At 68.4% G+C, this 24,580-nt stretch carries 23 protein-coding genes; 14 read left to right on the top strand and 9 right to left on the bottom strand.

What is annotated here, in order from left to right; genetic code table 11:
• Positions 1–42: 42 nt before the first annotated feature.
• The 3 genes from ABH935_RS07125 to ABH935_RS07115 all read right to left on the bottom strand — a co-directional run bounded on the left by ABH935_RS07125 (position 43) and on the right by ABH935_RS07115 (position 1,925).
• Complete coding sequence (locus ABH935_RS07125; RefSeq protein ID WP_370376981.1) at positions 43–576, bottom strand: ricin-type beta-trefoil lectin domain protein; 534 nt, start codon at positions 574–576, stop codon at positions 43–45.
• A gap of 736 nt (positions 577–1,312) precedes the next feature.
• Positions 1,313–1,561, bottom strand: a complete 249-nt coding sequence (locus ABH935_RS07120; RefSeq protein WP_370376980.1) for a hypothetical protein — start codon at positions 1,559–1,561, stop codon at positions 1,313–1,315.
• Between the two features lie 121 nt (positions 1,562–1,682).
• Positions 1,683–1,925 carry a hypothetical protein gene (locus ABH935_RS07115; protein WP_370376979.1) on the bottom strand — a complete coding sequence of 81 codons (243 nt, stop codon included), beginning with the start codon at positions 1,923–1,925 and terminating at the stop codon, positions 1,683–1,685.
• Positions 1,926–1,974: 49 nt separating this feature from the next.
• Here ABH935_RS07115 and ABH935_RS07110 point away from each other — a divergent pair, with 49 nt between their 5' ends.
• Complete coding sequence (locus ABH935_RS07110; protein ID WP_370376978.1) at positions 1,975–2,598, top strand: LuxR C-terminal-related transcriptional regulator; 624 nt, start codon at positions 1,975–1,977, stop codon at positions 2,596–2,598.
• A gap of 140 nt (positions 2,599–2,738) precedes the next feature.
• On the opposite strand, the gene ABH935_RS07105 is transcribed toward ABH935_RS07110, so the two are convergent.
• Positions 2,739–3,392 (bottom strand): TetR/AcrR family transcriptional regulator, encoded by a 654-nt coding sequence (locus ABH935_RS07105; protein ID WP_370376977.1) that lies wholly within the window; start codon positions 3,390–3,392, stop codon positions 2,739–2,741.
• Between the two features lie 69 nt (positions 3,393–3,461).
• On the opposite strand from ABH935_RS07105, the gene ABH935_RS07100 reads away from it, so the two are divergent.
• Both ABH935_RS07100 and ABH935_RS07095 read left to right on the top strand, forming a co-directional pair.
• Complete coding sequence (locus ABH935_RS07100) at positions 3,462–3,824, top strand: hypothetical protein (protein WP_370376976.1); 363 nt, start codon at positions 3,462–3,464, stop codon at positions 3,822–3,824.
• A 28-nt stretch (positions 3,825–3,852) separates the two neighbouring features.
• Positions 3,853–4,584, top strand: a complete 732-nt coding sequence (locus ABH935_RS07095; RefSeq protein WP_370376975.1) for a LuxR C-terminal-related transcriptional regulator — start codon at positions 3,853–3,855, stop codon at positions 4,582–4,584.
• 58 nt (positions 4,585–4,642) lie between these two features.
• On the opposite strand, the gene ABH935_RS07090 is transcribed toward ABH935_RS07095, so the two are convergent.
• Complete coding sequence (locus tag ABH935_RS07090) at positions 4,643–5,647, bottom strand: hypothetical protein (protein ID WP_370376974.1); 1,005 nt, start codon at positions 5,645–5,647, stop codon at positions 4,643–4,645.
• 307 nt (positions 5,648–5,954) lie between these two features.
• On the opposite strand from ABH935_RS07090, the gene ABH935_RS07085 reads away from it, so the two are divergent.
• The 4 genes from ABH935_RS07085 to ABH935_RS07070 all read left to right on the top strand — a co-directional run bounded on the left by ABH935_RS07085 (position 5,955) and on the right by ABH935_RS07070 (position 8,778).
• Complete coding sequence (locus ABH935_RS07085; RefSeq protein WP_370376973.1) at positions 5,955–6,203, top strand: hypothetical protein; 249 nt, start codon at positions 5,955–5,957, stop codon at positions 6,201–6,203.
• 110 nt (positions 6,204–6,313) lie between these two features.
• Positions 6,314–6,823, top strand: coding sequence for a sigma-70 family RNA polymerase sigma factor (locus tag ABH935_RS07080; RefSeq protein ID WP_370376972.1), 510 nt, complete (start codon positions 6,314–6,316; stop codon positions 6,821–6,823).
• Positions 6,820–7,533, top strand: a complete 714-nt coding sequence (locus ABH935_RS07075) for an anti-sigma factor (protein ID WP_370376971.1) — start codon at positions 6,820–6,822, stop codon at positions 7,531–7,533. The genes ABH935_RS07080 and ABH935_RS07075 overlap by 4 nt, the downstream gene beginning before the upstream one ends.
• A gap of 465 nt (positions 7,534–7,998) precedes the next feature.
• Complete coding sequence (locus ABH935_RS07070) at positions 7,999–8,778, top strand: SDR family oxidoreductase (RefSeq protein ID WP_370376970.1); 780 nt, start codon at positions 7,999–8,001, stop codon at positions 8,776–8,778.
• 110 nt (positions 8,779–8,888) lie between these two features.
• Here the strand turns inward: ABH935_RS07070 and ABH935_RS07065 are convergent, their stop codons facing one another.
• Both ABH935_RS07065 and ABH935_RS07060 read right to left on the bottom strand, forming a co-directional pair.
• Positions 8,889–9,914, bottom strand: coding sequence for an NAD-dependent epimerase/dehydratase family protein (locus tag ABH935_RS07065; protein ID WP_370376969.1), 1,026 nt, complete (start codon positions 9,912–9,914; stop codon positions 8,889–8,891).
• Positions 9,904–10,509: a TetR/AcrR family transcriptional regulator gene (locus ABH935_RS07060; protein ID WP_370376968.1), complete on the bottom strand. Its 606-nt coding sequence runs from the start codon at positions 10,507–10,509 to the stop codon at positions 9,904–9,906. The genes ABH935_RS07065 and ABH935_RS07060 overlap by 11 nt, the downstream gene beginning before the upstream one ends.
• A 208-nt stretch (positions 10,510–10,717) precedes the next feature.
• Here ABH935_RS07060 and ABH935_RS07055 point away from each other — a divergent pair, with 208 nt between their 5' ends.
• The 7 genes from ABH935_RS07055 to ABH935_RS07025 all read left to right on the top strand — a co-directional run bounded on the left by ABH935_RS07055 (position 10,718) and on the right by ABH935_RS07025 (position 21,591).
• Complete coding sequence (locus ABH935_RS07055; RefSeq protein ID WP_370376967.1) at positions 10,718–14,929, top strand: FtsK/SpoIIIE domain-containing protein; 4,212 nt, start codon at positions 10,718–10,720, stop codon at positions 14,927–14,929.
• Between the two features lie 140 nt (positions 14,930–15,069).
• Positions 15,070–15,369, top strand: coding sequence for a hypothetical protein (locus ABH935_RS07050; protein WP_370376966.1), 300 nt, complete (start codon positions 15,070–15,072; stop codon positions 15,367–15,369).
• Positions 15,369–17,165, top strand: coding sequence for a hypothetical protein (locus tag ABH935_RS07045; protein ID WP_370376965.1), 1,797 nt, complete (start codon positions 15,369–15,371; stop codon positions 17,163–17,165). Before ABH935_RS07050 ends, ABH935_RS07045 begins: the two co-directional genes overlap by 1 nt.
• A 168-nt stretch (positions 17,166–17,333) precedes the next feature.
• Positions 17,334–17,630 (top strand): hypothetical protein, encoded by a 297-nt coding sequence (locus ABH935_RS07040; RefSeq protein ID WP_370376964.1) that lies wholly within the window; start codon positions 17,334–17,336, stop codon positions 17,628–17,630.
• A 52-nt stretch (positions 17,631–17,682) separates the two neighbouring features.
• Complete coding sequence (locus ABH935_RS07035) at positions 17,683–19,488, top strand: protein kinase (RefSeq protein ID WP_370376963.1); 1,806 nt, start codon at positions 17,683–17,685, stop codon at positions 19,486–19,488.
• Between the two features lie 173 nt (positions 19,489–19,661).
• Entirely contained in the window at positions 19,662–20,330 is a 669-nt protein-coding gene (locus tag ABH935_RS07030) for a response regulator (RefSeq protein WP_370376962.1), read from the top strand.
• A gap of 100 nt (positions 20,331–20,430) precedes the next feature.
• Positions 20,431–21,591 carry a sensor histidine kinase gene (locus ABH935_RS07025; RefSeq protein ID WP_370377269.1) on the top strand — a complete coding sequence of 387 codons (1,161 nt, stop codon included), beginning with the start codon at positions 20,431–20,433 and terminating at the stop codon, positions 21,589–21,591.
• A 128-nt stretch (positions 21,592–21,719) separates the two neighbouring features.
• Here ABH935_RS07025 and ABH935_RS07020 read toward each other — a convergent pair whose 3' ends face one another.
• Both ABH935_RS07020 and ABH935_RS07015 read right to left on the bottom strand, forming a co-directional pair.
• Positions 21,720–23,648, bottom strand: coding sequence for a hypothetical protein (locus ABH935_RS07020; RefSeq protein WP_370376961.1), 1,929 nt, complete (start codon positions 23,646–23,648; stop codon positions 21,720–21,722).
• 188 nt (positions 23,649–23,836) lie between these two features.
• On the bottom strand, positions 23,837–24,580 hold a 744-nt coding region (locus tag ABH935_RS07015; RefSeq protein WP_370376960.1), incomplete at its 5' end, for a CHAP domain-containing protein.

Here is a 24,580-nt window from a genome sequence, read left to right as displayed (position 1 = left end):
ACGCCGATGCCCGGGTGCGAGCATCGGCGATCAGCGGGATTCTCAGCCGGTCGGCAGCCCGGCGGCGTGCCAAACCTGGTTGTTGCCGTTGTTGCAGTCCCAGATTTGCAGCGCGGTACCGGATCCGCCGTAAGCAGGATCGTCCAGACACTTGCCGGAATTCACGTTGACCCAGGTTCCGCTGTACTCCAGAGTCCACTCCTGGTCGGCGGCGCCGGTGCACGTCGACAGGACGACGGCAGTGCCGTTCCCCGTGCCGCCGCCCTTGGCGTCGAGGCACTTGCCGTAAACCGTGGCCGTGGTGTTCGCACCGAACTGGGGGTTGGTGAGGGTCCACTGCTGGTTCGCGCCGTTGTTGCACTGGTAGATCTGGACCGGGTTCCCGTCCGACGTCCCGAGGGCCGTGTCGTCCAGGCACAGCCCGTGCAGACCGTAGACGGGCCCGGTGATCGGAGAGGCGGCGGCGAAACTGGTCCCCGCGCCCGCCACCACGGCGCCGAGCGACAGGGCCAGGGTGATCGCGACCCGCGGTCGGCGCAGGGCGTGGGACGCGGAGCGCATTCGTGCACTGACCATCGGTGTGACTCCTTCGACATGGAAGTCGGCACGGGCAACATGTGCCGGTGAAACAAGGGATAGAGACCGTGGTTCTGAATCGTCAACGGCGGCTCGAAGCCGGCGCCACCGTCACGGCTTGGCGCGGATCTTCCGGTGGGCAGGTTTGACCCGGCTGGCGTTACCTTTCACGGCTTGCGGCTGTGAACGCGATCAGCTGTCAGGATTCTGCGATGTTGAGGATCTGTCCGGCTCTCGGCGGCTGTCATGCGGCGGTGATGTGGCGGTGATGTGGCGGTAACGCCATCGTCCTCCCGGCCGGTGGACCCAAGACATCCCTAGCGCTTGGGATATCGGCGACACGACCTCCTAGTGCGACACCGGGATCGCATTGATCTGCGCGGCGTCGAGCGCCTGGTTGAACACCTCGACGTTCGACAGGGCGCCGCGAAACCAGTTGTCCCCTCGGGCACTGTGACAGCGTCGGAGTTCTCGAACGGCGTCACACGGACCCCGTACAGGTGCGGTCCCGCGGCGGACTCCGCGGTGCGCGGCGGCGAGAACGTCAGGCTCACCGAACCGGCGCTACGGTGCCGGACTGTGGTTCGGCACCGGCGGGAGGGGACACATCGGGGGCAACCATCGCTGCCCGAAGGGGCCGGATGTTGGGCGGGGCACTCCGGTCGCCCGACCGTTCCGACCGATGGGGAACGGCCCGGGAGCAGGCGCAAACCCGGGCCGTCCCCGACTCAACGGGTTAAATCGTGGTGACCTCGGTGAGCTCGAACGTGGTCATGCGGTTGGCGGCCAGCGGCAGGCTCTCGACGGCGGCGCGTGCGGCTGCTTCGTCGCTGGTGTCGAGCACGAGGAAGGCGCCTGACCGGTCCGCCTTCAGCAGGATCGTCTCAAGGGTCCCGGCCCGCAGCAGCTCGCCGACTCGTTCACCTTCGGCCTCCAGGTAGGGGGTGGGGTCGCCGATGTTGTGCGATTCGACTATGAATTTCATGACAAGCTCCTTATTTCAAAGGCTGTGATGATCTCGCCCGCAGGAGACGGATGACGAAATCCCGAACGCATTGCGCACTCGAAACGCCGTCCGTCGGGGCACGGGAAACGGTAGCGGGGGCTCAGAGGCGAGCACTCAAAGCTTTGTGAACGCCCCGGACGTGAGGGGGTACCGCCGTTTCGATGCTTTGGCTGATCGGGATGGGAAGGCCCGCTGGGGTGATCTTGTTGAGGGTGTTGAGAATGACGACCGAGGTGGGCGTGCGGTGGCGTGCCTTGAACAGTTCCAGGCTGAGCGAAGCGGAACGGACGTTCAAAATCCCTAGCGTGCGGGGTGTCGATGGCGGCGCGCTATCGGTGACCATGCATTCATGAGGCCGGTGGCAGTGTCGGACGCCGGTGGCAGGAGACGAAGTGGAACGCGTTCACATATCGCTTTGTGCCGAGGATCCGGTGGTCCGGGCCGGTATGGAAGCCATGTTGAGGCATGTGCCGGAGCTTGAGATCCACAGTGTTGTCGGCGAGCCGGACACGACTGTGCTGGTTCTGTGCGTTGACGGGGTCGACGACCAGGTCCTGACGACTATGCGCCGGTGGAGGAAAGACGGTGCGGTGCGCATCGTGCTCGTGGTCGGGGACATCCGTGACGCGCAGTTGCTCGACGCGATCGAGTGCGGCGTCACGGCGCTGGTGCGCCGTAGTGAAGCCAGTACCGGCCGCTTGGTGCAGGCCATCAAGGTCGCGGCGAGCGGCGAGGGCGAACTGCCGGCCGATTTGCTCGGCCGGCTGCTGGCCCAGGTCGGCCGGGCGCGGACCGCGGGCGGCCGCCCCGATGCCGTCGCCATGCCAGGGCTCTCCCACCGGGAGATCGATGTCGTCAGGCTCGTGGCGGAGGGACTTGAGACACGCGAGATCGCCGCGAAACTCAGCTACTCCGAGCGGACGATCAAGGGCGTGCTGCACGGGATGATGCTGCGTCTGGATCTGCGGAACCGGCCCCACGCCGTGGCTTACGCGGCGCGCGAGGGCTTCCTGTGATGGCCGGCCGCCGGATCAACGATGTGCCCGGCCGCTGCTGCGCATCGGCGAGTGATCGGCGACCTCGGCGAAGAGGATCCTGGCAGCGCTGACTGGCATGCCGGGCAACGCGGCCAGGCGAGCGAACAAAGACGAGACCCTCAGACCGCGACGTCCCGCACTCTCAGCAGGTTGGCGATCATGGCCTCACCGTGCCAGCGCTCGAATGCCTCGTGGCTCCAGCCGCGCTCCCCCACCAGGCGCCGGTAGTTCATCGGCTGGATCTGAAACCAGAGGATGTCGGCGGCGGCTTCGGCCGAGATGTCAGGACGCAGCGATCCTGTGGCGGCCACCGCCGCCACGACGGCTCGTGCGCACTCCACCAATTCCTGCTGGCTGGACACCTGCAGTTGCGCCAACTCGGAGTCGGTCGTCGCGGCTTGTTCGAGCACAACCTGCAGCGGCCCGAGCCGCTGCGATATGGCGGCCGTGAAACCCGCGAACTCTCCAAGCAGCTGACGCGCGTCAGGAATCGTCAAGAGCTGCACGAAACGTTTGTCGTTCTCCGTGAGACGGCCGCCCGAGGCTGCGTGCATGCGGGCAAGCGCGAACAGCTGGGCCTTCCCGCCGACCCCGAAGACCGTGGCGCGTGAGACGCCGGCGCGGGCGGCGATCAGCTCAATCGTCGCTCCCGCATAGGCATTCTCAGTGAACACCTCCGCGGCGGCGGCGACTACGGCCTCGTGGGTGCGGTGCGCGGCCAGCTCGCGCACCGGCGAGCGGTACGCGCGCTGAGTGCCCTTGACGCCTGTCATAATTTGGCTATACCTTCGGTCAAGTCATTCAACGTGAAGTCTAGCTAATTCTATGGGCGGGAGAAGGCCTTGTCGACATCGGAGTTTTCCAAGGAGTGGCGGGTTCTCGGCTTCGGCAAGCACCCGGAGATCGGCGCGGTTGTCCAGGCACGCCTGCGCGAGGCCGGCTTGGCTGCCAACGTCATCGTCCTCACCGACGACGAGGCCGGCGACGCCGTGCTGGCCAAGGAACTGGACAACAACGAGTACGACGGCGTCGTGATCGGAAGCTTCATCAGCGGCCAGGACCCGAGTCTTCCGCCGACCGAGGAGACGACCCTTTGGTTCAACCGGGTCCTCAACGTCATCCATGCGCACGCGCCGGCCGCCCAGATCGTCCTGGTCCGCAATCCGGACGACGCGCTGGCCGCGATCTTCCGTGTGCTCGGCTGAACCTTCGACATCCCGAACGGGACCGCCGGTGGCGGCGGTTCCTGCCGCCGGGGTCGCATTGACGGCCTATCTGTGGGAGACCCCGGCCGGCCGGTTCTTCAGCGACGAGGACGCCGGATTCGTCGCCGAGGTGGCTCCCGTGCTCGCCACCCGGCTTCGCAACGGCCTGCACCCCCGCTTCACAGACGGCGACGCCGCGCTCGTCGGCGATCCAGTCGACGATCCAGTCGACGATCCCGCCGAGCCGGGGACGATCATTCTGGATGAGGAACTGTCCGTGGTCGGTACCACGGGGGCCGCGTGGCGCTGGATCGAACGGCTGGGGTTGGCGAGGCCCGGTGAAATCGAGCCCTTGCCTACCGTCGTCTACTCCGTCGCCACCCGAGCGGCGCTGTCGCGGGCGCAAGGCGCCGAGCCGCCGACCTCTGCCCGGGTATGCCTGCAGGCGGCGGACGGCCAATGGACGGTGGTCCGAGCGGCACCGCTCGTCGGCGCAGCGGGCGGATACGTCCTCACCTTGGAAGCGGCCCGCCCGCAGGACGTGGCTCCACTCCTCATGCAAGCGTTGTCGTTCACCGCGCGGGAGCGGGAGGTGGCAACGCTGGTGATCGACGGGCTGTCCAGCGAGGACATCGCACGGGCGCTGTTCATCTCCGTGTACACCGTTCGCGACCACGTGAAGGCGATCCTGGCCAAGGCCGGCGTCTCTCGCCGACATGATTTGATCGCTGTTCTCGCCGGAAACACTCAAAGCCGTTGATCTCGGTGGAGCGCGCCATGGCGCGCTCCACCAGGCTGGCCGATGGCTACCGACGGGCTCAGCCGCCGAAGCGGATCGAGACGATCTTCTTGTCGAAGCCGATCGCCCCCAGGTCCGGCACGTCGGCGGTCACCACGTGGGACGTGCCGGAGCAGTCCGGTCCGGTCCAGATCTTGATCGGGCCGCCGGAGAGCTGGAGCGAGGACGCCGCATCGGGCTGCCGGACGTTCACGCAGCCGGGACCGGCGACACCCTCGGAACCGTTGGGCTCGCTGAAGTTCGTCCCGCTGTCGAGGATGACGCTGCCGTTCCCGAGCGTGGTGCTGCCGCCCGACGAGGAGGACGCGGCCGAGGACGGGGCCGAAGCGGACGAGGACGAAGTCCCCGACGGCACGGATCCGCCGGCCGGGAGGACCTTCTTACCGGTCGGCGAGACGGCGAACCAGGTGCCGCCGACGCCCTCGCCGTTGGTCTGGCCCGGGGCGGTGTCCTTGCTGAACCGGTAGATCGGCCAGTGGCCGATGGTCAGCTGCAGAGTGCCGTCGTCCCGCTTGATGACGCCGATCTGCTTGACGGGCACGCCGTCCACGAAGACCTTCGAGCCCGGGCGAACCAGCACCGGCGGCCACGTCACCGCGCACTGGCCGTCGCAGTGGGACGCCGACGGGTTCGGGGTGTCCTTGTCGAACCGGTACATGGTGAAGCCGGCGCCGTCGTGGACGATCGGGCTGAGTCCGTTGGCCGAGCCGGCGCTGAGCTGGACCCAGTTGAGCGCGGCCGGGTCCGTGCGCGGACCGGAGTAGAAGTCGCCGGTGTTGGCCGGAGCGTTGTTCTGCTTGGCGGTGCCGTTCTGGTACTGCATCTGCGTCGACAAGGTGTCGCCGTTCGCGTTCGCGTTCGCATTCGCGTCCGCCCCGCCAGAACTGTCGCTGCTGCCATAAGGCGAGCCCGCGGTGCTGCTGGTGGTGACGACGGCGCCGGCCGGCTGCGCGGCGGGCTTCGCGGCGCCGCTGCTGCACGCGGTCAACGAGATCGCGCCGGCTGCCACTACGGAGACGGCCATAGCAGTACGAATCTGGATCATTCTTGATCTTCCCCTCATATCAGGACTGATACTGGTTCGTGGTGAACCTTGCGGGTGACTTACGCAGTCCCGCGGCGGCCGGTTCAAAGCCCGGAGAAACTTTTTTTGAGGCCGCAGCCGGCCGCACCCGTCCGCATGGACGGGGCTCCTGGACTCCGGCGACCTACGCAGCCGAACCCGGGCCGGTTCAATGCGGATCGATGGAGGTTTCCAGAGGTTTCCTTTGAACCCGCTCGGGTTCCGCTGCGTGGGTTGAACCGTCACGGTTCCAACTCAAGGAGCGATCATGCGTTTCCGGTCGGGCCTCACCGTCAGAGCTCTCACCGATTCCGGCCTCGGCCCGATCCCCACCGGCCAGAACGGTCGCAAACTCGGCGCGTTCCTCAACAACAAGGACGGAAGCAGCTCCTGCGCCAAGTGGCCGCTCTACTATTACGTCCGCGACACCGCGGCCGGTGACGTGGACGGACAATGCGTGGACGGCGTGTGGTTCGCCGTCGGTGCGGTCGGCAAGCTCATCAAGCCCGCCGGGTGAGGAGCGTGGACGCCGCCGTCTTTCTGCCTGGGGCGGGCCTGGCCGGCCCCGGTCAGACACGACAGAACCGTGACCACGCCGACCGCTCGACCTGGAACGGCGGAAAAGCCATGCGCCATGGGGACGAACTGGCGGTTGATCTCTACCGCGAGCACGCAGCGCCGCTGCTACGCTTCGTCCTGAGCCTGAACGGCGGCGCCCGGCAGGACGCCGAGGACGTGGTCCAGGAGACCCTGGTGCGAGCCTGGCGGCACGCCGACCGCCTGGACGGGGAGACCGGCTCACTGCGGCCGTGGTTGCTGACGGTGGCGCGTCGCCTGGTGATCGACGAGCACCGCCGGCGCAAAGCCCGCCCGCCGGAGGTCTCCGACGCGTCGCTGGAGTACCGGCCGAGCGAGGAGAGCGTGGAGAAGGCACTGTCGGCGATGGAAGTGTCCGAGTTGCTGGACACTCTCAGCGCCCCGCACCGCGAGGTGCTGGTCGCGACCTACCTCAGGGGGAAGTCCGTCGCCGAGGCGTCCGCCGAACTAGGCGTACCGCCAGGCACCGTCAAGTCCCGCGTCTACTACGCGCTGCGCGCGCTGAAGCTGGCGGCGGCTGAAAGGGGGCTGACCCAGTGACCGAGCCCGAACACACCGACATCGGCGCCTACGTCCTGGGCCTGCTGGAGCCGGACGAGGCGGAGCGTTTCGAGGAGCACCTGTTCGGCTGCGACCGTTGCTCCGCGGAGCTGGAGGAGTTCTCGGATCTCCCGGCACTACTGCAGCCGCTGGTAGCCGAAGACGACGACGCCGAACCACTGGCCGTGGCCCAGCCGAGCGCGGAGCTGCTCCCCAAAGTCCTGGACGAGGTCTCCGGCGCCCGCACCCGGCGCCGCCGCCGCAACCTGCTGGCCCTGGCAGCAGCCGTAGCGCTGATCGTGGCCGGCCCGGCAGTCGGCATCGCGATCGGCCGCCACTCGACGAGCACCTCAACACCCACCGACAGCGTCGCGGCCGAACTGGTGATGATGGGCGAACGCCACACCGCCACGAACACCGCGAACGGCGTCAGCGCCGTCATCGGCCTCGAACAGCGCGACTGGGGCACCCACATCGCGGTCGAACTCCGAGGCGTGAAGGGCCCCCTCACCTGCGACCTGGTCGCCGTCGGCAAGGACGGCAGCACGCAGGTGATCACCAACTGGAACGTGCCCCCGCACGGCTACGGCGTCCCCGGCCACACCGCCCCGCTGGACCTGCACGGCGGCTCGTCCATGGCGAAGAGCGACATCGACCACGTCGAGGTGCGGACCGACACGCAGCAGGTGCTGGTGAGCGTGCCGGTGTGAGGGCTGGCGTGAGAGAGCGTGTTGTCCGGTTCTCCGGTGTTTCGTGCGACTGTCTGGCGCTGTCGGTGCCGAGAGTGTCGTCCATGCTGGTCGGGCCTGCCCGGGACGGCGATGATGGTTGGTCGTGTTGGTCCGGTTCGCGTATCTGGCAGTGGCGAACACGTTCACTGCGTTGCGGCTGCTCGCGCTGATCGGACGTTGCCGGCGGCACTGCTGGGCACGCTGGCATCCCGGGCGTCCACGGACAGTGGCCTCGATCCGGCGGTTGGTACTGCGGCGGGCATCGTGGTCCCCCCTCAGGTAGACGCCTACCTCATGGATGCTCAGCGGTTTCCCCTCACCGCTGCCAGCTCAGAGCGCAGCCGGCGAACATCTTGTGCGGGGCTGGCGCCGGCCGGATCCGAACCTGGAAGCATCACGTCTGAAGCGGAGCCCGGTGCCTCAAGTCATAAGGATGCTGCGAAAATGCTGATGCAGGACAAGGTCGTCATGGTCGCCGGAGTCGGGTCCGGCATGGGCCGCTCCATCGCGCTCGCCAGTGCGCGGGAGGGGGCCGACGTGGTGCTCGCCGCGCGGACCGCCTCGCAGCTCGACGAGGTGGCCAAGGAGGTCGCCGCGCTCGGGCGGCGGGCCCTGGCCGTGCCGTGCGACCTGACCGATCCGGCTAGTGCGGAGCAGTTGGCGACGGCGGCTCAGGAGGAGTTCGGGCGCGTTGACGCGATGGTCTACAACGCCCTGGCGATGCCGCCCATCGAGGGCTTCGGCACGGTCCCGCTTGAGGCGCTGTCCGCCGCCTTCGACGCCAACGTACTCGCCGCGCTGCGGCTGACCCGGCAGCTGATCCCGTCCCTGGCCGAGAACAAGGGCTCGGTCGTGATGGTCGGCTCCATGGTCATGCGCTTCTCCGAGGTGTCGATGGGGCCGTACAAGCTCATCAAGACAGCCCTGCACGTGACGGCGCAGAACCTCGCCGCCGAATACGGCCCGTCCGGCGTCCGGTTCAACACCGTGGTCCCCGGCCAGATCTGGGGCGACACGCTGCGCGGGTACTTCGGCTACCTCGCGCAGCAACGCGGCGACGTGACCGTCGAGGACATCTACGACGAGGTCGCCGCCAAGATCAACCTGCGCCGCCTGCCCGAGAATGACGAAGTCGCCGACGCGGTGCTGTTCCTGATCTCCGACCTGGCCCGCGCCGTCACCGGGCAGGCCCTGGACGTCAACGGCGGCGAATACCACCACTGACCGGCCGGTACCCTTCGTGCTCCGGTTCCTCCTCGACCCGGCAACGTCACCATCACCGGAATCCCGCAGTCGTCTTCCAGACGACGTACCCGCACTCAGATTCGCTGAGGTCAGTGCGCCCTGGCCAGGATGCTGCGGCCGGTCGCGAGCACCGCTTCTTCCTTGGGCCGCGGCGTCCAACCGAGCAGTTTCTCCGCTTTGGCGCTGGTGGCCCGGTGCGGACGCCCGATCATGGGAACCGCCTGGCGCGCGTTGTCGTCGAATCGTGCCGCCAGGCGGACGACCCAGTCGGGGATCGTCCGGGTCGAGACCCGTCGGGCCTCGGCGCCGAGGCCCTGCTTGAGGGTGGCAGCCATGTCGGACAGCGACATCAGGCCTGCCGTGCCGAGGAACCGCTCGCCTGCGGCCTTCGCGTCGGTCATGGCCCGTACGTGGAGGTCGGCGATGTCGCGGACGTCCACGATGCCGGCCGAGGCGCGCGGTAGCAGCGGGAGCTTGCCGTACAACAGGTTCGCGACCACGGCCACGGAGGTTCCGTCGTCGGGTCCGAGGACGGGGCCGAGGATACCGGTGGGGTTCACGACCGCCAGTTCGAGCATGTCGTACCGCTCGACGAAGTCCCAGGCGGCACGTTCGGCGAGCGTCTTCGACTTCGCATACGCGGTGACGCCGGGGGCGTCGACGTCGGTCCAGGTGGTCTCGTCGTAGGGCACGTCGGTGGGCGCGTGTCCGTAGCCGATGGCCGCGAAGGAAGACGTCAGCACCACGCGTCGGACGCCCGCACGTCGCGCGGCGCGCAGGACGCGGAGCGCGCCGTTGCGGGCCGGCAGGATCAAGTCGTCCTCGTGCGCCGGCGGGGCCGCCGGGAACGGCGAGGCGACGTGCAGCACATAGTCCACTCCGGCGACGGCTTCGTCCCAGCCCTCGTCCTTTGTCAGGTCCGCGGTGATGAACCGGACGTCGCCGGCCCGGTCGCTGTTGCTGGAGTTGCCGGCGAGCACCGCCCGCACCTGGTCGGCTCGACCGGGAGTACGCACCGTCGTACTCACGCGGTACCTGTCGTCGAGAAGCCGTGCGACGCAGTGCGTGCCGAGAAAGCCACTGCCGCCTGTCACCAGGACGTGTTCACCGCTCATGATGGGATCCCTCCGGCTCGGTGATCGGACCCGCGATGACCGACCAGGCGGCGTCGAATCCGGCTCGACACCGACGTTCCTGATCAGCGGGCTCACTCGCCATGAACTGCATGGTCGTCACGGCCAGCGCCGCGACCAGCCCGACGGCGAACTCCAGCGGTTGCTGAGCGAGCGGCCCCACGGCGTGGACCTCTTCGAAGAGCTTGCCCAGCCCCTGGAGGGCGTCGCTGCCCTGCGACCGGCTGTCCGCGGTGATGTCCGGCGACGTCTCCAGCGCCATGAGCGCTCGTTGCTTCACGGGGGCCTCCGCACCCCACCTGGTCCAGCGGTTCCAGCCCTCCAGGGCGCGATCGCGAAGCGGCCCGTCCGGGAAAGGGGCGCTCCACACGGCGGCGGCCAGATCCTGCTTCAGGTGCAGGTAGAGCTCATTGAGCAGGTCCGTCTTGGTGGCGAAGTAGTTGAACAGCGATCCGGTCGACAAGCCCGACTCCCGGGCGATCACACCCGTCGGAGCGCCCAAGCCCTGCTCCACGAACAGCCGCATCGCCGCGTCGAGCACCGCTTGGCGACGCTCCGAGGTTTTTACTCTTGGCACCCCTCGACAATAACCGACTGATTAGTCACTCGCAATAGGATTTTGAGGATGTCGATAACCGAAGAGGCCGACCTTGACGGTCAGGGCGCCCGCGGCGCACGTACACCCGTCGGTCGACGCCGGATACCGCCCCGGGTTGACGTCCGCCCACCGTGTGAAATGCCACGATGACCCCCAGACCAGACAGCGGAATCCGGAGGCGGTACGGGTGCGGTTCATCTATGACGATGGAGCAGCGGAGACCGAGCTGGAACTTCGGGTCGGCCGTCCCGACGCGACCGTGGCGGATCTGGCGGCGGCGCTGCGGGGGGCTGGTGCGCGGGTGACCGTCGACGGTCGGCTGACCGCGCCGGAGGCCGTGCTCACCGAATCGGGCCTGGTGCTCGGTTCGCGGGTACGGCCGGTGGATGTGGGGTCGCCGATCCTGCGGAAGCCCGTCGTGGTGCTGCAGATCGTCGGTGGCCTCGATGCGGGCCGCGCTGTTCCGCTGACGGCGGGTCGTACCGTGATCGGCCGCGGCGCCGACGCCGATGTCCGGGTCGTCGCCTCGGGCGTCTCGCGGACGCACTGCGTGCTGGACGTCGCGCCGGACGCCACCGTGCGGGTGTCCGACCTCGGCTCCGGCAACGGCACCGATGTCAACGACGTCCGCTTGTCCGGTCCTGTCGTCGTCGGGCCGCGGGATCTGATCTCGCTGGGCGGCGAGATCCTGGTGCGGGTCGTGCCACCGGAGCTGCTCGGCAAGGTGCAGCACATCAACGCGGTCCGCGAGGTCCGGCCCGGCGGCACGCTGCCCTTCAACCGCCAGCCCCGGATACCGACGCCGAGCTTGAGTACGCCGATCCTCACGCCGTCGGCTCCGAAACGGGCCCACAAGCAGCCGTTCGGCGTCGCCGAACTGGTTGGACCGCTCGTTCTCGCGGGCGCGACCGTGTGGATCATGGGCGATGTGCGCTACGCGGCGATCGCGCTTCTCACGCCGCTGATGTTCTTCGGCAACTTCGTTGAGGACCGGATGCGCGGAAGGTTCAGCTTCCGGCGAGGCGTGCGTGAGTTCCGAGCCCGGATGGCCGCCTTCGCCGTGACGCTGGAAGCACACCGGGAAGCGGAGCTCAGGACGCGGCGGGCCGCCTGTCCGAATCCCGCCGAGGTCGCCGCGCGGGCCACCGGGCCCAGTCCGAACCTTTGGGAACGGCGGCGTAGTGCCCCGGACTTCCTGAAGGTCTCGGTCGGCCTCGCCGATCTGCCCTGGCGGCCCGAGATCGCCTGCGACCAGGACAGTCCGGCACCCGAGGCCGTCGCACTGCTGGAGAAGTCGGCGGTGCTGCCGCGGGTGCCGGTCGTCGTCGACATCGGGGCCGGCGGGGTCGTCGGACTCGAAGGTGACCGCCGCGCCGCGCTCGCCGCCGCGCGGTCCCTGCTCGTTCAGGGGGTGGTCGGCAGTGGCCCTGCCGACGTCACGGTGGCGGTGTTCACCGACGCCGACCGGCTGGCCGACTGGGACTGGACCAAGTGGCTGCCGCACGGCGCGGATCGACGGTCGGGGTCCGCCCGGCTGACGGCCGTCGGCCGGGACCAGTCCGACGCTCTCGCGCGGGGCCTGCTCGCCGCCGAGGCGGCGCACGGTGACTCCAAAGACCGTCCTGTGCTGCTCGTCATCGTCGACGGCGCCGATCTGCTGGAAGGGCGGCCTTGTCCGCTGCGTGATCTGCTCGCCACCTCATCAGTGTCCTGCGGCGGCATCGTGATCACGCGTCGCCTTCCCGCGCTGTGTACGGCCATCGTGACCGTCACACCGGAGGGGAAAGGAAGCCTGCGTGACGTCACGACCGGCGAGGAAACCCTGGACGTCCTCATCGCCGGGGTGGCAGACGATCAAGCCCGGACGGTGTCCCGGGCGCTGGCCCGGTACGAAGACCCCGAACTCCGCGTCGAGGGCGCCGGCCTGCCGGACCGCTTGAACCTGCTTCCGTTGCTCGGGCTGGCGAGCGTGACCGGGGAGGAGGTCGCCGCACACTGGTCCCAGCGCGTGGCGGCGCTGCGCGTACAGGCCGTCCTCGGTGTCACGGAACGAGACCTGTTCACGATCGACCTCGACGACGACGGTCCGCACGGCTTGATCGCCGGCACCACGGGCTCGGGCAAGAGCGAGCTTCTCCGTACGCTGATCGCGAGCATGGCCGTCGACGCCGACCCCGAGCACCTCACATTCGCGCTCGTGGACTACAAGGGCGGTGGCGCCCTCGACGAGTGCGCCCGGCTGCCCCACGTGGTCGGGCTGGTGACCGACCTCGACGAGCAGCTGAGCGAGCGCGCCCTGAGGTGTCTGGAAGCCGAGGTGCACCACCGGGAACGCCTGCTCCGCGACGCCGGACTCAGTCACGTCCGCGACTACCAGAGACTGCGGGATCGGGAGCGCCCCGATCTGGAACCGATGCCTCGCCTGGTGGTCGTGATCGACGAGTTCGCGACGCTCGTGAAGGCTCTGCCCGACTTCGTCGACGCGCTCGTCAGCGTCGCCCAGCGCGGTCGCAGCCTCGGCGTGCACTTGATCATGGCGACCCAGCGCCCGTCCGGCTCGGTCAGCGACGCCATCAAGAACAACGTGAAGCTGCGCATCGCCCTGAGACTGGAAAGCACGAGCGACTCCGACGACGTCATCGACAATCCGGCGGCCGCCGGCATCGGCAGCCGCCAGTGGGGACGCGGGTACTACCGGCTCAGCGCGCGTGAAGTCCTCCCGGTCCAGACCGCACTTTCGACCGGGATCACGCCCGCGGCGGCGGTGACGGCGCCGGTGATCCTGGCTCCGTTCCGGCTCGGCGTCGCAGTACACGAATCTATGACCACTGATGAGGACGCGCCCACCGACCTGCAGCGGCTGGTCGCGGCAGCGCGCGAGGCGGCAGCGCTCGCCGGCTTCGCCGAACCGCGGCGCCCCTGGCCCGATCCCCTGCCGTCGGTGGTGCCGATGAACGGCCTGCCACAGACCGCCGCACGCGGTCTGCACAGCCAGACCCCACGGTTGCCCGCGTTCGCCTTGGCCGACGATCCCGACCGGCAGACCCAGTACGCCGTCGGCTGGGACCCCGGAGAGGGCAACCTGCTGATCTACGGCGCCGTCGGAGCCGGGACCTCCACGGCGCTGGCCGCGCTCGCGCTGAGCATCGCGCGAACGCGATCCCCGGACAGCCACCACATCTTCGCCATCGACCTCGGCGCCGGAGACCTCGCGCCGCTCGCGGCGTTGCCCCACACCGGTGCGCACATCGGCGCGGCGGAGAAGGAACGCCAGATCAGACTGATCAGGCTGTTGCGCAAGGAACTCGACTCCCGCAAGGCAACCGGTTACCAGGGCGACACACCCCAATGGCTCGTGCTGGTGGACAACTTCGGAGCGCTGGCCGCGGACTTCGACAAGGACGCCGGCCGGACGAGCCTGTTCGAAGACCTGACCCGGGTGTTCGCCGACGGTCCGGCCGTGGGCATCCGGTTCGCGATGACCGCCGACCGGGTCGGCGCCGTCTACTCCGCCTGGTCCTCGCTCGCCCGGCAGAAGCTGGTGATGCGGATGGCAGACCCCAACGAATACGGATCCTTCGATGTCCCCCGATCGGCGGTCCCGGGATACGTCCCGGGCCGTGCCCTGGTCCCGGCGACCCGCCAGGTCATCCAGATCGCGTGGCCGGGAGAGGACTGGGACGAGGCCGTCGCCGAGGTGGCGCACCGGTGGTCCGGAGCCGCGGCCACCGCGCCGCACATCGGATCGCTGCCCCAGGAGGTCGCCGCGGCGGATCTGGGATCGCCCGCCTCGACCGGCCCGGAGCCCTGGCGGATCCCGCTCGGCATCGGAGCCGAGACGCTCGGACCGGTGGGACTGACGTTGTACGAGCACGAACACGCCCTGATCGCCGGCCCGCAACGGTCGGGCCGGAGCACGGCTTTGTGCACCGTCGTCCAGGCCACGCTCAGCTCCGCCAACCCTCCGGCGATCATCGCCGTGGCACTGCGGCGGTCGCCGCTGCGCGCCGTCACGGGGCTGACCGCGCTGGTCACCGACTACGCAGACCTGGCAGCGGCGTTGGCGGGTGCCACCGGCGACACCCTCCTGGTCGTCGACGACGCCGAGACCGTCGAGGACGAGCTCGGGATCCTCGATCGCTGGATCGCCGAAGCACGATCCGGACAGCACCTCATCGCGGCGGGACGCGCGGAGGGCCTCCGACGTGTCTATGCCCATTGGACGCAGAAGGTCAGGGAGAGCCGGGCCGGCGTCCTCCTCGTCCCCGACTACGACCTCGATGGGGAACTGCTCGGCGCCGTGCTGCCCCGCCACGACCGGATGGCGCCGATCCCCGGACGCGGCTTCCTGGTGGTCGAGGGGGAGACGACCGGCATCCAGCTGGCCCGGATCCCGTAGCGGCCACGCCGACACCCGTCGGCGACCCTCCACCCAGCGGGGTAGGCGAAGATGCCGCACCGGGTTGACGCCTGCCGACGGGGGCGCGAAATAGGCTCTCAACGACGTTTTACCGATATGCGGTGGGGGTGTGCCATACCATGACGATCCGCTTTGACGACACCGTCGCGGCGAATCTCAGCAGTCAGCTCAGAGTGCTCTCCGAAAAACTGAGATGGATGGCGTGGTACCGCGGCCAGCAGTGCAGCCTGAACCTCAACGCGCCGATCCCCGAACTCTCAGGCGGCTGGCTCGGCCGGCGCCGCACCGTCTTCGACGGCGAATACCACGACGAGCAGCGGCGCCTGACCAGGCTCGCGGACTCGGCGCTGGCCATCAAGGGCCAGGTCGACAAGGCCATCCAGGATGCCGACGCGGCCCGCAAGACGCAGGGCCACTGATGGCCGACAAGGGGATCGGCGACCAGCCCGCCCAGGCGGTGCCCAACCAGCTCATCGACTACTCGAACCGGACCACCCAGGCCAACAACGACTTCCAGTCCTGGGTGAAGTCGGTCCTCACGAACTCGATCGCCGACTACCGGGCCACCGCCATCGATTTCGGCGCGCACATCTTCGGGCTCAACGGCATCGGCCCACTGGCCGGCGGCACCACCATCGACGAACAGGTGATGTCCCTGCTGGGGCTGATCATGGCCACCGACCGGGAGGTCAGGAAGGTCGGCGAGGACTTCCGGGTGGCCGGTTCGGTCGGCCCGCTGACCGGTCTGTCGGCGATCTTCCCGGGGTCGCAGCTGGTCAAAACCACGAACGCGGGCCTGGACGCGGCATCGGCCAAGGCCGGAGCCGACCTCGCGTCCCGCTACCAGACGATGGACCTGGCCACCCTCCTGGCGAACCTGCATGCGCACAGCGACGATCCGAACTACATGGCGGCGTTCCTGGACAACCTGACCTCGGACCAGCTGAAGCAGTTCGTCGAGACGTACGGCTTCAACGGCTACGACGCCCTTCCGAACCAGCAGGCGACCGTCGTGGCCACGCTGACCTCGGGCTTCGCCGGAAACCTGGATGCCAGGACGGCCGCGCTGATCACCGAATACCTCGCCGAGGTCTACCACACGAACGACAACAAGGGCACTGCGCAGAACACACTGATCGTGCCGCTCCTGACGGCGCTCGCCGCGAACCCGGACGCCTCCGTGAACTTGACGAAGGCTCTCCTCGCGAATCCGAACGCGTTCAAGCTCTTCGTGAACGGCCTTTCCAACACCCCCGCCTTCGACTTCAACGCGGGCGCGGAACGGGAAGTCTCCCGCAAGCTCGCGGTCCAGATCCTCGCCGCCGGCTCGGCGTCGCTGAGCGCCGAACAAGCCCAAGAACTTGTGAAGCTGCTTGGCGAGGACCTTCCGAAGGGGGTCAGCGTCGGAGACGTGAAAGAGCTGCTGCCGTATATCAGTCAGATCATTGGCAACTGCAGCGCTCTGATGGCGGTGCGGTTCCCGCAGACCCCTGGCAAAAACTCTAAGAACCTCGAACAGTGGGCGGATCAGAACAATAAAAACCTCGGGTACCTCGCTCCCTACGATGAGTGGATAAGAAAGTCCATCGAGGACGCCAACCAACGTGACGAGCTCTTGATCCAGCTGGGCAACGATGTCCTTCTGGAGACCGTGTTCGCGGTCTCGGACCTCATGGGGCCGGAAGCTTCCATCCCCACAACACTGGGCGTCAAGGCGTTCCTCAACGCAGCGACCAAAGAGATGTTGAAGAAAGTGCTCGGCCATGTGGCGGTGTCGCAGGTCGAGGACAAGCTCGTGAAGGAGAGAGTCCTCGAAATCCTGAAGGAGGGAAACATACCCGAAATCAACGCCGACACCTACGCCGCCACCGTCGCCACACTCGCCGCCATGGACCCCGAACTGATCAAGCATGTCACCGAAGTCCCGAGACTGGACACTGGCGATCAGGTGGTCCTGCTTCAGGAGTACAGATTCGCGTCGGCGACTGCCGTGATGCTGTTCGTCGGGGGCAAGGTCAAGGACAGCAACGGTAACACGGTCACGCTGTCCGGTTTCGAGAACGGCGATCCGGCAGCGCTCGCGAAGGCGATTATCAATTTGCATGCCCAAGGGTCCGGGGGTGTGCTGGAGAACTACAACGTCGAGGGAGAAAATCTCCGGGATCTCTTGAACAACCTCAAGATCGATGACCATACCCTGCCGGGGCCGGGGTAGAAGCCGCGCCGTATCGCGCGTCGATACCTCCGTGGTTGTACGACCCCGTCGACGTACCGCACAGGGTGGACAACCGATTCCCGCCCTGTGCTGACGATCGGACGGGCCGCCTTCAGTAGTTTCGTAAACGCCAAAGCGCACACATCCATTTTCCGAGGAGACACGACAATGGGCAACGGACCCACCGCGGACATCAAGCTCAACCAGACCGCTTATAGCCAGCTCGCCCGGATGAACACCCTCGTCACCCACGACTTCACCAATCTCGTCAAGCAGCTCAACACGGCGGGAACGCACATGAGCGAGCCGGCCAACTGGGCCGGGCCGTTGGCGGACCGGTTCCGCAATGACGTGTGGCCCAAGGCCAAGGGCGATCTGGACAAGCTCAACACCGCGCTGGTCGATCTGCACCGGCAGGTGCAGTCGATCATGGACGCGATCACCCGCGCCGCCTCGGGCCACTGAGCAGCCCGGCGTCCGCCCCCGACCCGACGACGAGGACCTGAGAGGCCCTGACATGTCCGAGACGGATCCGGTCCAGCAGCGCGCCGCGGACTTCGAGGCGATGAACCTCGCGGTCCTCGGCGCCACGCCGCTGCACCGCACGGACCCCGCGACCATCGGTCCGTTCCAGGTGCTGGCCCGGCTCGGCGGCGGGGGGATGGGCCGGATCTTCTTCGGGCGGCGGGCCTCGCAGCCGCAGCCGGCGGGCGGGCAGACCACGACGACGGGCGACCGGCCGGGTCACCGGGATCTGGTGGCGATCAAGGTGATCCGGCCGGAGTACGCCGAGGACCCCAGGTTCCGGCGCCGGTTCCAGCGTGAGGTCGAGGCCGTGCGCCGGGTCCACGGCGCGTACACGGCCGAGCTGGTCGACTCCGGGTTCGACGACGAGGAGCGGCTGTGGATGGCCACCGCCTACATCCCGGGTCTGAGCCTGTCCGACACCGTCGAGCGGTTCGGCCCGCTGCCGGCGCCGATGGCCTGGCGGCTGGCCGGGCACGTCGGTCAGGCGCTGGCGGCGATAGCGGACGCCGGAATCGTGCACCGCGATCTCAAGCCCTCCAACGTGCTCCTGGCCGGCGATTCCGCCCGGGTCATCGACTTCGGCGTGTCCTCCACCGCCGACACCAGCTCCATCACCATGACCGGACAGCAGCTGGGCACGCCGGCCTTCATGTCGCCGGAGCAGGCCGACGGCGCCGAAGCCGGGACGGCGTCCGACGTCTTCTCCCTCGGGTCCGTCCTCGCGTTCGCGGTCACCGGCGTCGCGCCGTTCGGCGACGGGTCGACGGCCGACGTGATCCACCGGGTGATCTACGCGCAGCCCAGCGAATCCGTCCTCGAACTGGCCGGCGACGCCGACGACGCGCTCGCCGACCTGATCCGCCGATGCCTTCACAAGGATCCGGCGGACCGTCCCACGCCCGGGCAGATCGTCGAGGCGGCCCGGGCGCGCACCTTTCCCGACGTATGGCCCGAGCAGGTCATGGTGGAGATCGAGTCGCGGGCCTCGTGGTCCGCGCCGACCGTGGCGATCTCGCCGCTGGAGCAACTCACGATCCTGCGACGCGTCCGCCCCGAGCAGGAGGCGCGGCAACCGGACGCGCCGCGCAGAAGGCGCCTCGCGGTCTCGGTTGTCGGGCTGCTCGGCGCCTTGGTGATCGCGGCTGTGGCGTATGTGCTGACCAGCGCCGGTACCGCTTCGAAGACCTCTGCCAATCCCCAGACCTCTGCCATAGCCAAGACGTCCAGCGCCGGCGGCGTCGCAAGCTCCGGTGGGCGCGCCGGCACATCGCCGACGGGGGCGCGCCCACCGGCTCCCGGCACCGCTCCGCCCAAGCCGCAGAGCCCTGCGAGCGCCGGCGGCCCGGGTGTGCCGGACGGCACGGACACGGGGCCGTCCGCCGGTGCGCCCCCGGCGAGCAGCGTGCCGACCGCGTCCAGCGCGACGAACCCGGGCCGGACCAGCGCACGAGGAACCACCAGCGCGCCACCCGGGCACACTCCGCCACCGAGTACAACGAGCCCGAACGGCACCGCCTCGCCCAAGCCGAGTCCGCCGCCGCCGACACCGACGATCACGTGCTCCTACTACTCGGGCACGCAGCTCACGCAGTACGGGAACACCGGCGCCAGGGTCAAAGAGATCCAGTGCATTCTGAGCAAGCACGGTTACAACATCGGTTCCACCGGTGTCGACGGGATATTCGGGGACGACACGGACAGCGCGGTCCGCCGTTTCCAGGCAAACCACCATCTCACCGTCGACGGACAGGTGGGAGACGACACCTGGGCCAAGCTCTACGGCGCCGGACGCTGACGCACGCCGACTCCACGCCGACCCACGCCGACCGACGCCGGGTTCGCCGGCGCGACGCTGTAGGCTGGGTCGTCGGACGCCGGGGGCATCATCAGAACGCTGATCATCGATCACTGATGGTGATGCGGACGGGACGGCTCCGACGGCGACGGGTGGATGGGGCGGGGTCGGGCTTGGCAAGCGTACTGATCGCCGATGATCAAGTGCTGGTGCGCGCGGGTTTCGCCGCCCTCGTCGAGGGGGCTCCGAACCTGACCCTGGCCGGCCAGGCGTCCAACGGCATGGAGGCGGTCGAGATGGCCGCGCGCCTGCGGCCCGAGGTGATCCTGATGGACATCCGGATGCCTGATCTGGACGGCATCGGCGCGACGTCCCGCATCCTCGCCGAGGCCGGGGAACGGGTCCCGCAGATCATCATCGTCACCAGCTTCGATCTCGACGAGTACGTCTACGACGCGCTGCGAGCCGGCGCGGCCGGATTCCTCCTCAAGGACAGCGCGCCTGAGGTGTTGCTCGACGGGATCCACACCGTCACCCTCGGGAACAGCATCCTGTCCCCCTCCGTCACACGGCGCCTCATCGAGACCTTCGTCAGCGTTCCCGGCCCCTCGACCCAGCCACCGCCGCTGCTCGACCGGCTGACGGGACGCGAGGTCGAGGTGCTGCGACTGGTCGGTGGCGGCCTGTCGAACTCTGACATAGCCGAGAAGCTGGTGATCAGCGAGGCCACGGTGAAGACCCACGTCAACCGGACGCTGTCCAAGCTCGACGTGTCGACCCGGGCCCAGGCGGTCGTGCTCGCCTACGAGACCGGGCTGGTCCGGCCGAGATCCGGGGCATAGGCGCGGGTCAGTGGACTTGCTCAGGCACCGGTCAGCGGACTTGCGACGGATTCAGATCTGGTTCGCCTCACCCCGGACGAAACTCGCGCTGGACGTGACGATGGCGGTAGCGGTCACGGCGTACACCATCTCCCTGGGGAGCAGCACTCCCCACGGACACAAGAGGTTCGACGCCGTCGCCGTCCTGCTGACGATCGGGGCCAACGGGCCGATGGCCTTCCGCCGCGCCGCACCCGAGGTCTCGCTGGTGGTCTGCGCCGCGTCCGTGACCACGTACACCTCACTCGGCTACTGGGCGACCCTCAACGGTCTCGGCGCCGCGGTGGCGCTCTACACGATCGCGACCCGGCGCGGGCCCAGGACGATGGCGGTCGGAACCGTCATCGTCGGTGCCGAGAGCGCGTACGGCCTGGCGCACCAGGACATCGGCACCCTCAAGGACGTGGTGATCCAGGCGGCGGTCCTGGTCGCCATCCCGGTCACCTTCGGTATCAACACCCGAATTCTGGCCGACCGCAACAAACGCCTCGCGCAACTGTCGGAACAGCTGCGCCGCGATCAGGAGGCGAGGGCTCGACACGAGGTCATGGAAGAGCGGGTGCGCATAGCCCGGGAACTCCACGACATCGTGGCGCACCACCTCTCGATCATCGCGGTCCAGTCGGGACTGGCACGCCACATCCACGCGGCGGGCTCGACGACGGTGGACGACTCGCTCGACACCATCGCCGCCACCAGCCGCGAAGCGCTCTCCGAGGTCCGCCGGCTGGTGGTCGTGCTGCGAGTCACCCCGGACCGTGACGCCACGGTACCCGAGCCCGCCGGCGAGGCCCCAGGGCTCGGCCGACTCGACGAAGCCGTCGACCGGGTCCGAGGCCTCGGGATCGTGGTCACGGTGAACGTGACAGGACGAAAGCGCCGTCTCGCCCCGGGGCTCGACCTCTGTGCGTACCGCGTCCTTCAGGAGTCGCTCACGAACATCGTCAAGCACGCCAGTGCCACCAAGGTCGAGATATCCCTGAACTACACCGAGAACCGGCTTACAGCGTCGATCGTCGACAACGGCACGGCGAAGCAGCCCCCGAGCAGTCTGGTGAAACCGACGGGACAGGGATTGACGGGGATGCGCGAGCGCGCTGCACTCTACGGCGGATCTGTAGTGGCCGGGCCGCGGCCTACAGGAGGATTCGCCGTGAGTCTCACGTTGCCCGTTCCTTCTGATGAGGCGGCTTCGGCCACGCCGGGGGTTGCAGGCGGGTAGGCGTCAAGCTGCCGGGTCTTCCCCGCCCGGCGAACCTCCTGTACGCGCACTCAGTCCGGATACCGACTGAGGGAGCAGCTCACGGAGCGTTCGCCGGGCAGGGGAAGACCCTGTTCATCGCGCCGATCTCACGCTGATGGCACGTAGGCCGCCGAGAGCCCGCCGTTCTGGAGGGCGCCGCCGAGGTTCTGCCAGTCGGTCCAGCCGGTGCCGGACGTCCACGTCACCTGGTAGGTGCTCCCCGAGCTCGCGCCGACGGTGAAGACGTGGAAGGTGCCGTTGCTGGTGTCGTAGACGGCCGCGGGTCCTCCGCCGAGGACTTCGCCGTCGTTGCCGCCGGTGATCTCGCCCCAGCCCGACCAGCCGGTGCCGTACCAGTCCTCGAAGAGCTTGCCGCTTGTGCTGACGGCGAAGACCTCGAACGTTCCATTCTCGTAGACGGCACTCAGGCCGGGCTTGACGGCGCCGCCGAGGTTCTGCCAGTCCGTCCAGCCGGTGCCCGGAACGAAGGTCACCTGGTAGGTGTTCCCCGTGTTCTTCCCCACCGCGAACGCGTGGAAGGTGCCGTTGCCGGGGTCGTAGGCGACCGCCGGTCCCCCGGCAAGGGCTTCGCCGTCGTTGCCGCCGGTCACCTCGCCCCAGCCGGACCACCCCGAACTGCCGAACCAGTCCTCGAACAAGTTCCCACCCGGACTCGTACCGAAGACCTCGAATGTCCCGTTCTCGTAGACCGCGCTCAGACCACCTTGCAAGGTGCCGCCGAGGTTCTGCCAGTCGGTCCAGCCGGTACCTGGGACGAAGGTGACCTGGTACACGTTCCCCGAGGTCCGGCCGACGGCGAAGACGTGATACGTACCGTTGTCCGGGTCGTAGGCCACCGCCGGCTGAGCCAGCAGCGCCTCACCGCCGTTGCCCGCACCCATCACGGCGTAGCCGGACCACCCGGTGCCGTACCAGTCCTGGAACAGGTTCCCGGCAGAGCTCGCCCCGAAGACATGGAACTCGCCCGGCCCCTTGTTCAACGGCGGACCATAGGTGCTGCCGGGATTCGGGCCGGGGGAAGAGGGGGTTCCCGGCGGGGTGGAGTGGTACTGGACGTACTCACCGGGGTCTGTGAGGTTGGTGTCCGGTGCCACGTTCGGCTGCATGAAATGCGAATAGCTCCCATCGTTGTACGTGACCCACGGGTAGAAGCCGTTGTTTCCCGCGGCGACGGACCCGTTGTACTTGGCGACGGCGGCCTCGGCGTTGTTCCACGGGTCGAGGAGCTGGAAGTCCGTGCCGTAAGCGGGTTCGGAGTTGCCGCACGTGATCTGCCACAAACCCCAGCCGGCCTCCGTGCTGTCGCAGTAGTCCACGCCAGGCTGAATGTTCCCGGGGTAGAAGCTGCTCTCGGCGCCGGTGATCGCCGCAGCGGTCTCGGCCGTGCCGGTCGAGCCGCCGGCGTCCACCCAGAAGCCTTCGATCTGGGCGTAGCCGAGCGTGCCGCTGGCGGCGGTCGTGCTCTGCGGCGACTGCGTCGCGCGCCCAGCCGTCACGTGTCCGGCCTGAGGATGCGCCTGAGGATGCGGCGAGGTGGACGTCTGTGCGGTCGGTTGCGGGGTCTCGTCGAGGTCGATGTCGCGGAGGAATCCGCTGGGGATCGCGCCGGTCAGGCGGACGTGCAGCCGGGTGAAGGCGATCGTCCCGCCAGGTTCGACGACCGGTGCCGACAATGTAAACCGCGCTGGAATGGTTTTGGACTTCGCAGGACCCGTGCATGCCGAGACGCACTCTGGCCAGGACGTGAGTCCGGTCGCGGTGGCGCCGGTCGGCGTCCACCTGGTCCACGCCAGCTGGACGCCCTTTTCGAGGCCGTCGGCGCAGGTGACGATCATACTGCTCGGCCGCTCGACGGCCGCGCCGTGGCCGCAGACCTGCAGGATCGGGACGGCGGTCGACGCAGCGGGGGCGGCAGCGGCGCTCGCGGGCGGGGAGGATCCCAGCGTGACGCCGGCGAGCGCGAGTCCGAGAGCGCCGGCGGCGGAGAGGTGTCTCCGCAGACTTCGGATGGTCACGGAATTCCCTTCAGGTTTGGTGATGATGAGGCGATAGGGCAGACGAAGACCGCCGAAGCAGCACGCGGGAAGGCTCTGTCGCCAGAGCTCGATGGCACCGCTTCGGCGGTCGCTTGTTCAGGTCGCTCGTTCAGGTCGCTCGCGCTGGTCAGACGTGCTGATCAGGGCACGATGTCAGGACGGGGCGATCACGCCGGGGAGGCGTAGCCGCTGATGCCGTAGCCCCCGCCGTTGGTGGTCTGGTCCGTCCCGGCCTGGACCGCGTGGCTGAAGTCGCCGTTCACCACGTTCGGACCCGCGTCGCCTGGGGTGTAACTGGTGACGATCGCGACATGCGCCGCCCAGGTTCCGGAGGAGTTCACCCCGTAGACGACGGCGTCACCCGGCCGCGGCGTGTACCCGCTGCCCGCCGGGTGCCACGTCCCCTTCGCGGAGGCCCAGTGATAGAAGCTGACCGCACCGCCGTTGATGTCGCCGGTGGTCCAGGCGTAGGTGAACGACACACCCGCCTGCTGCCACGTCCAGGCCGCGAAGTCGGCACACCATTCCTCGCAGCCCTGGCCCCAGTACGTCGAGAACTTGTTGCAGTAGCTGCCGAATGAGGGTTCGGTGTAGCCCAGCTGGCCCTCCGCGATGTCGGCGATGTTCTTGCCCAGGTCCGGCGGCGCCACGTAGGTGGCGGAGAGCCCGCCGTTCTGAACCGTGCCCCCGAGGTTCTGCCAGTCGGTCCAGCCGGTCCCGGGCACGAACGTCACCTGGAAGGTGCTCCCCGAGTTCTTCCCCACCGCGAACGCGTGGAAGGTGCCGTTGTCCGAGTCATACGCCACCGCCGGTCCCCCGGCGAGAGCTTCACCGTCGTTGCCGCCGGTCACCTCACCCCAGCCGGACCACCCCGAACTGCCATACCAGTCCTCGAACAAGTTCCCACCCGG

The sequence above is a fragment of the Catenulispora sp. GAS73 genome, from assembly GCF_041262085.1.
Taxonomy (GTDB): Bacteria; Actinomycetota; Actinomycetes; order Streptomycetales; family Catenulisporaceae; genus Catenulispora.
The sequence above is the reverse complement of the archived record's forward strand: the minus strand, read 5'-3'. Positions and strand labels throughout refer to the sequence as shown.

What these genes read in the sequence shown, in the direction of transcription:
- ABH935_RS07105 (WP_370376977.1), bottom strand. Translation starts at nt 3,392, where the DNA reads ATGACAGGCGTCAAGGGCACTCAGCGCGCGTACCGCTCGCCGGTGCGC.
- ABH935_RS07120 (WP_370376980.1), bottom strand. Translation starts at nt 1,561, where the DNA reads ATGAAATTCATAGTCGAATCGCACAACATCGGCGACCCCACCCCCTAC.
- ABH935_RS07050 (WP_370376966.1), top strand. Translation starts at nt 15,070, where the DNA reads ATGACGATCCGCTTTGACGACACCGTCGCGGCGAATCTCAGCAGTCAG.
- ABH935_RS07025 (WP_370377269.1), top strand. Translation starts at nt 20,431, where the DNA reads ATGGCGGTAGCGGTCACGGCGTACACCATCTCCCTGGGGAGCAGCACT.
- ABH935_RS07065 (WP_370376969.1), bottom strand. Translation starts at nt 9,914, where the DNA reads ATGAGCGGTGAACACGTCCTGGTGACAGGCGGCAGTGGCTTTCTCGGC.
- ABH935_RS07125 (WP_370376981.1), bottom strand. Translation starts at nt 576, where the DNA reads ATGGTCAGTGCACGAATGCGCTCCGCGTCCCACGCCCTGCGCCGACCG.
- ABH935_RS07115 (WP_370376979.1), bottom strand. Translation starts at nt 1,925, where the DNA reads ATGGTCACCGATAGCGCGCCGCCATCGACACCCCGCACGCTAGGGATT.
- ABH935_RS07080 (WP_370376972.1), top strand. Translation starts at nt 6,314, where the DNA reads ATGCGCCATGGGGACGAACTGGCGGTTGATCTCTACCGCGAGCACGCA.
- ABH935_RS07035 (WP_370376963.1), top strand. Translation starts at nt 17,683, where the DNA reads ATGTCCGAGACGGATCCGGTCCAGCAGCGCGCCGCGGACTTCGAGGCG.
- ABH935_RS07040 (WP_370376964.1), top strand. Translation starts at nt 17,334, where the DNA reads ATGGGCAACGGACCCACCGCGGACATCAAGCTCAACCAGACCGCTTAT.
- ABH935_RS07090 (WP_370376974.1), bottom strand. Translation starts at nt 5,647, where the DNA reads ATGGCCGTCTCCGTAGTGGCAGCCGGCGCGATCTCGTTGACCGCGTGC.
- ABH935_RS07070 (WP_370376970.1), top strand. Translation starts at nt 7,999, where the DNA reads ATGCTGATGCAGGACAAGGTCGTCATGGTCGCCGGAGTCGGGTCCGGC.
- ABH935_RS07045 (WP_370376965.1), top strand. Translation starts at nt 15,369, where the DNA reads ATGGCCGACAAGGGGATCGGCGACCAGCCCGCCCAGGCGGTGCCCAAC.
- ABH935_RS07085 (WP_370376973.1), top strand. Translation starts at nt 5,955, where the DNA reads ATGCGTTTCCGGTCGGGCCTCACCGTCAGAGCTCTCACCGATTCCGGC.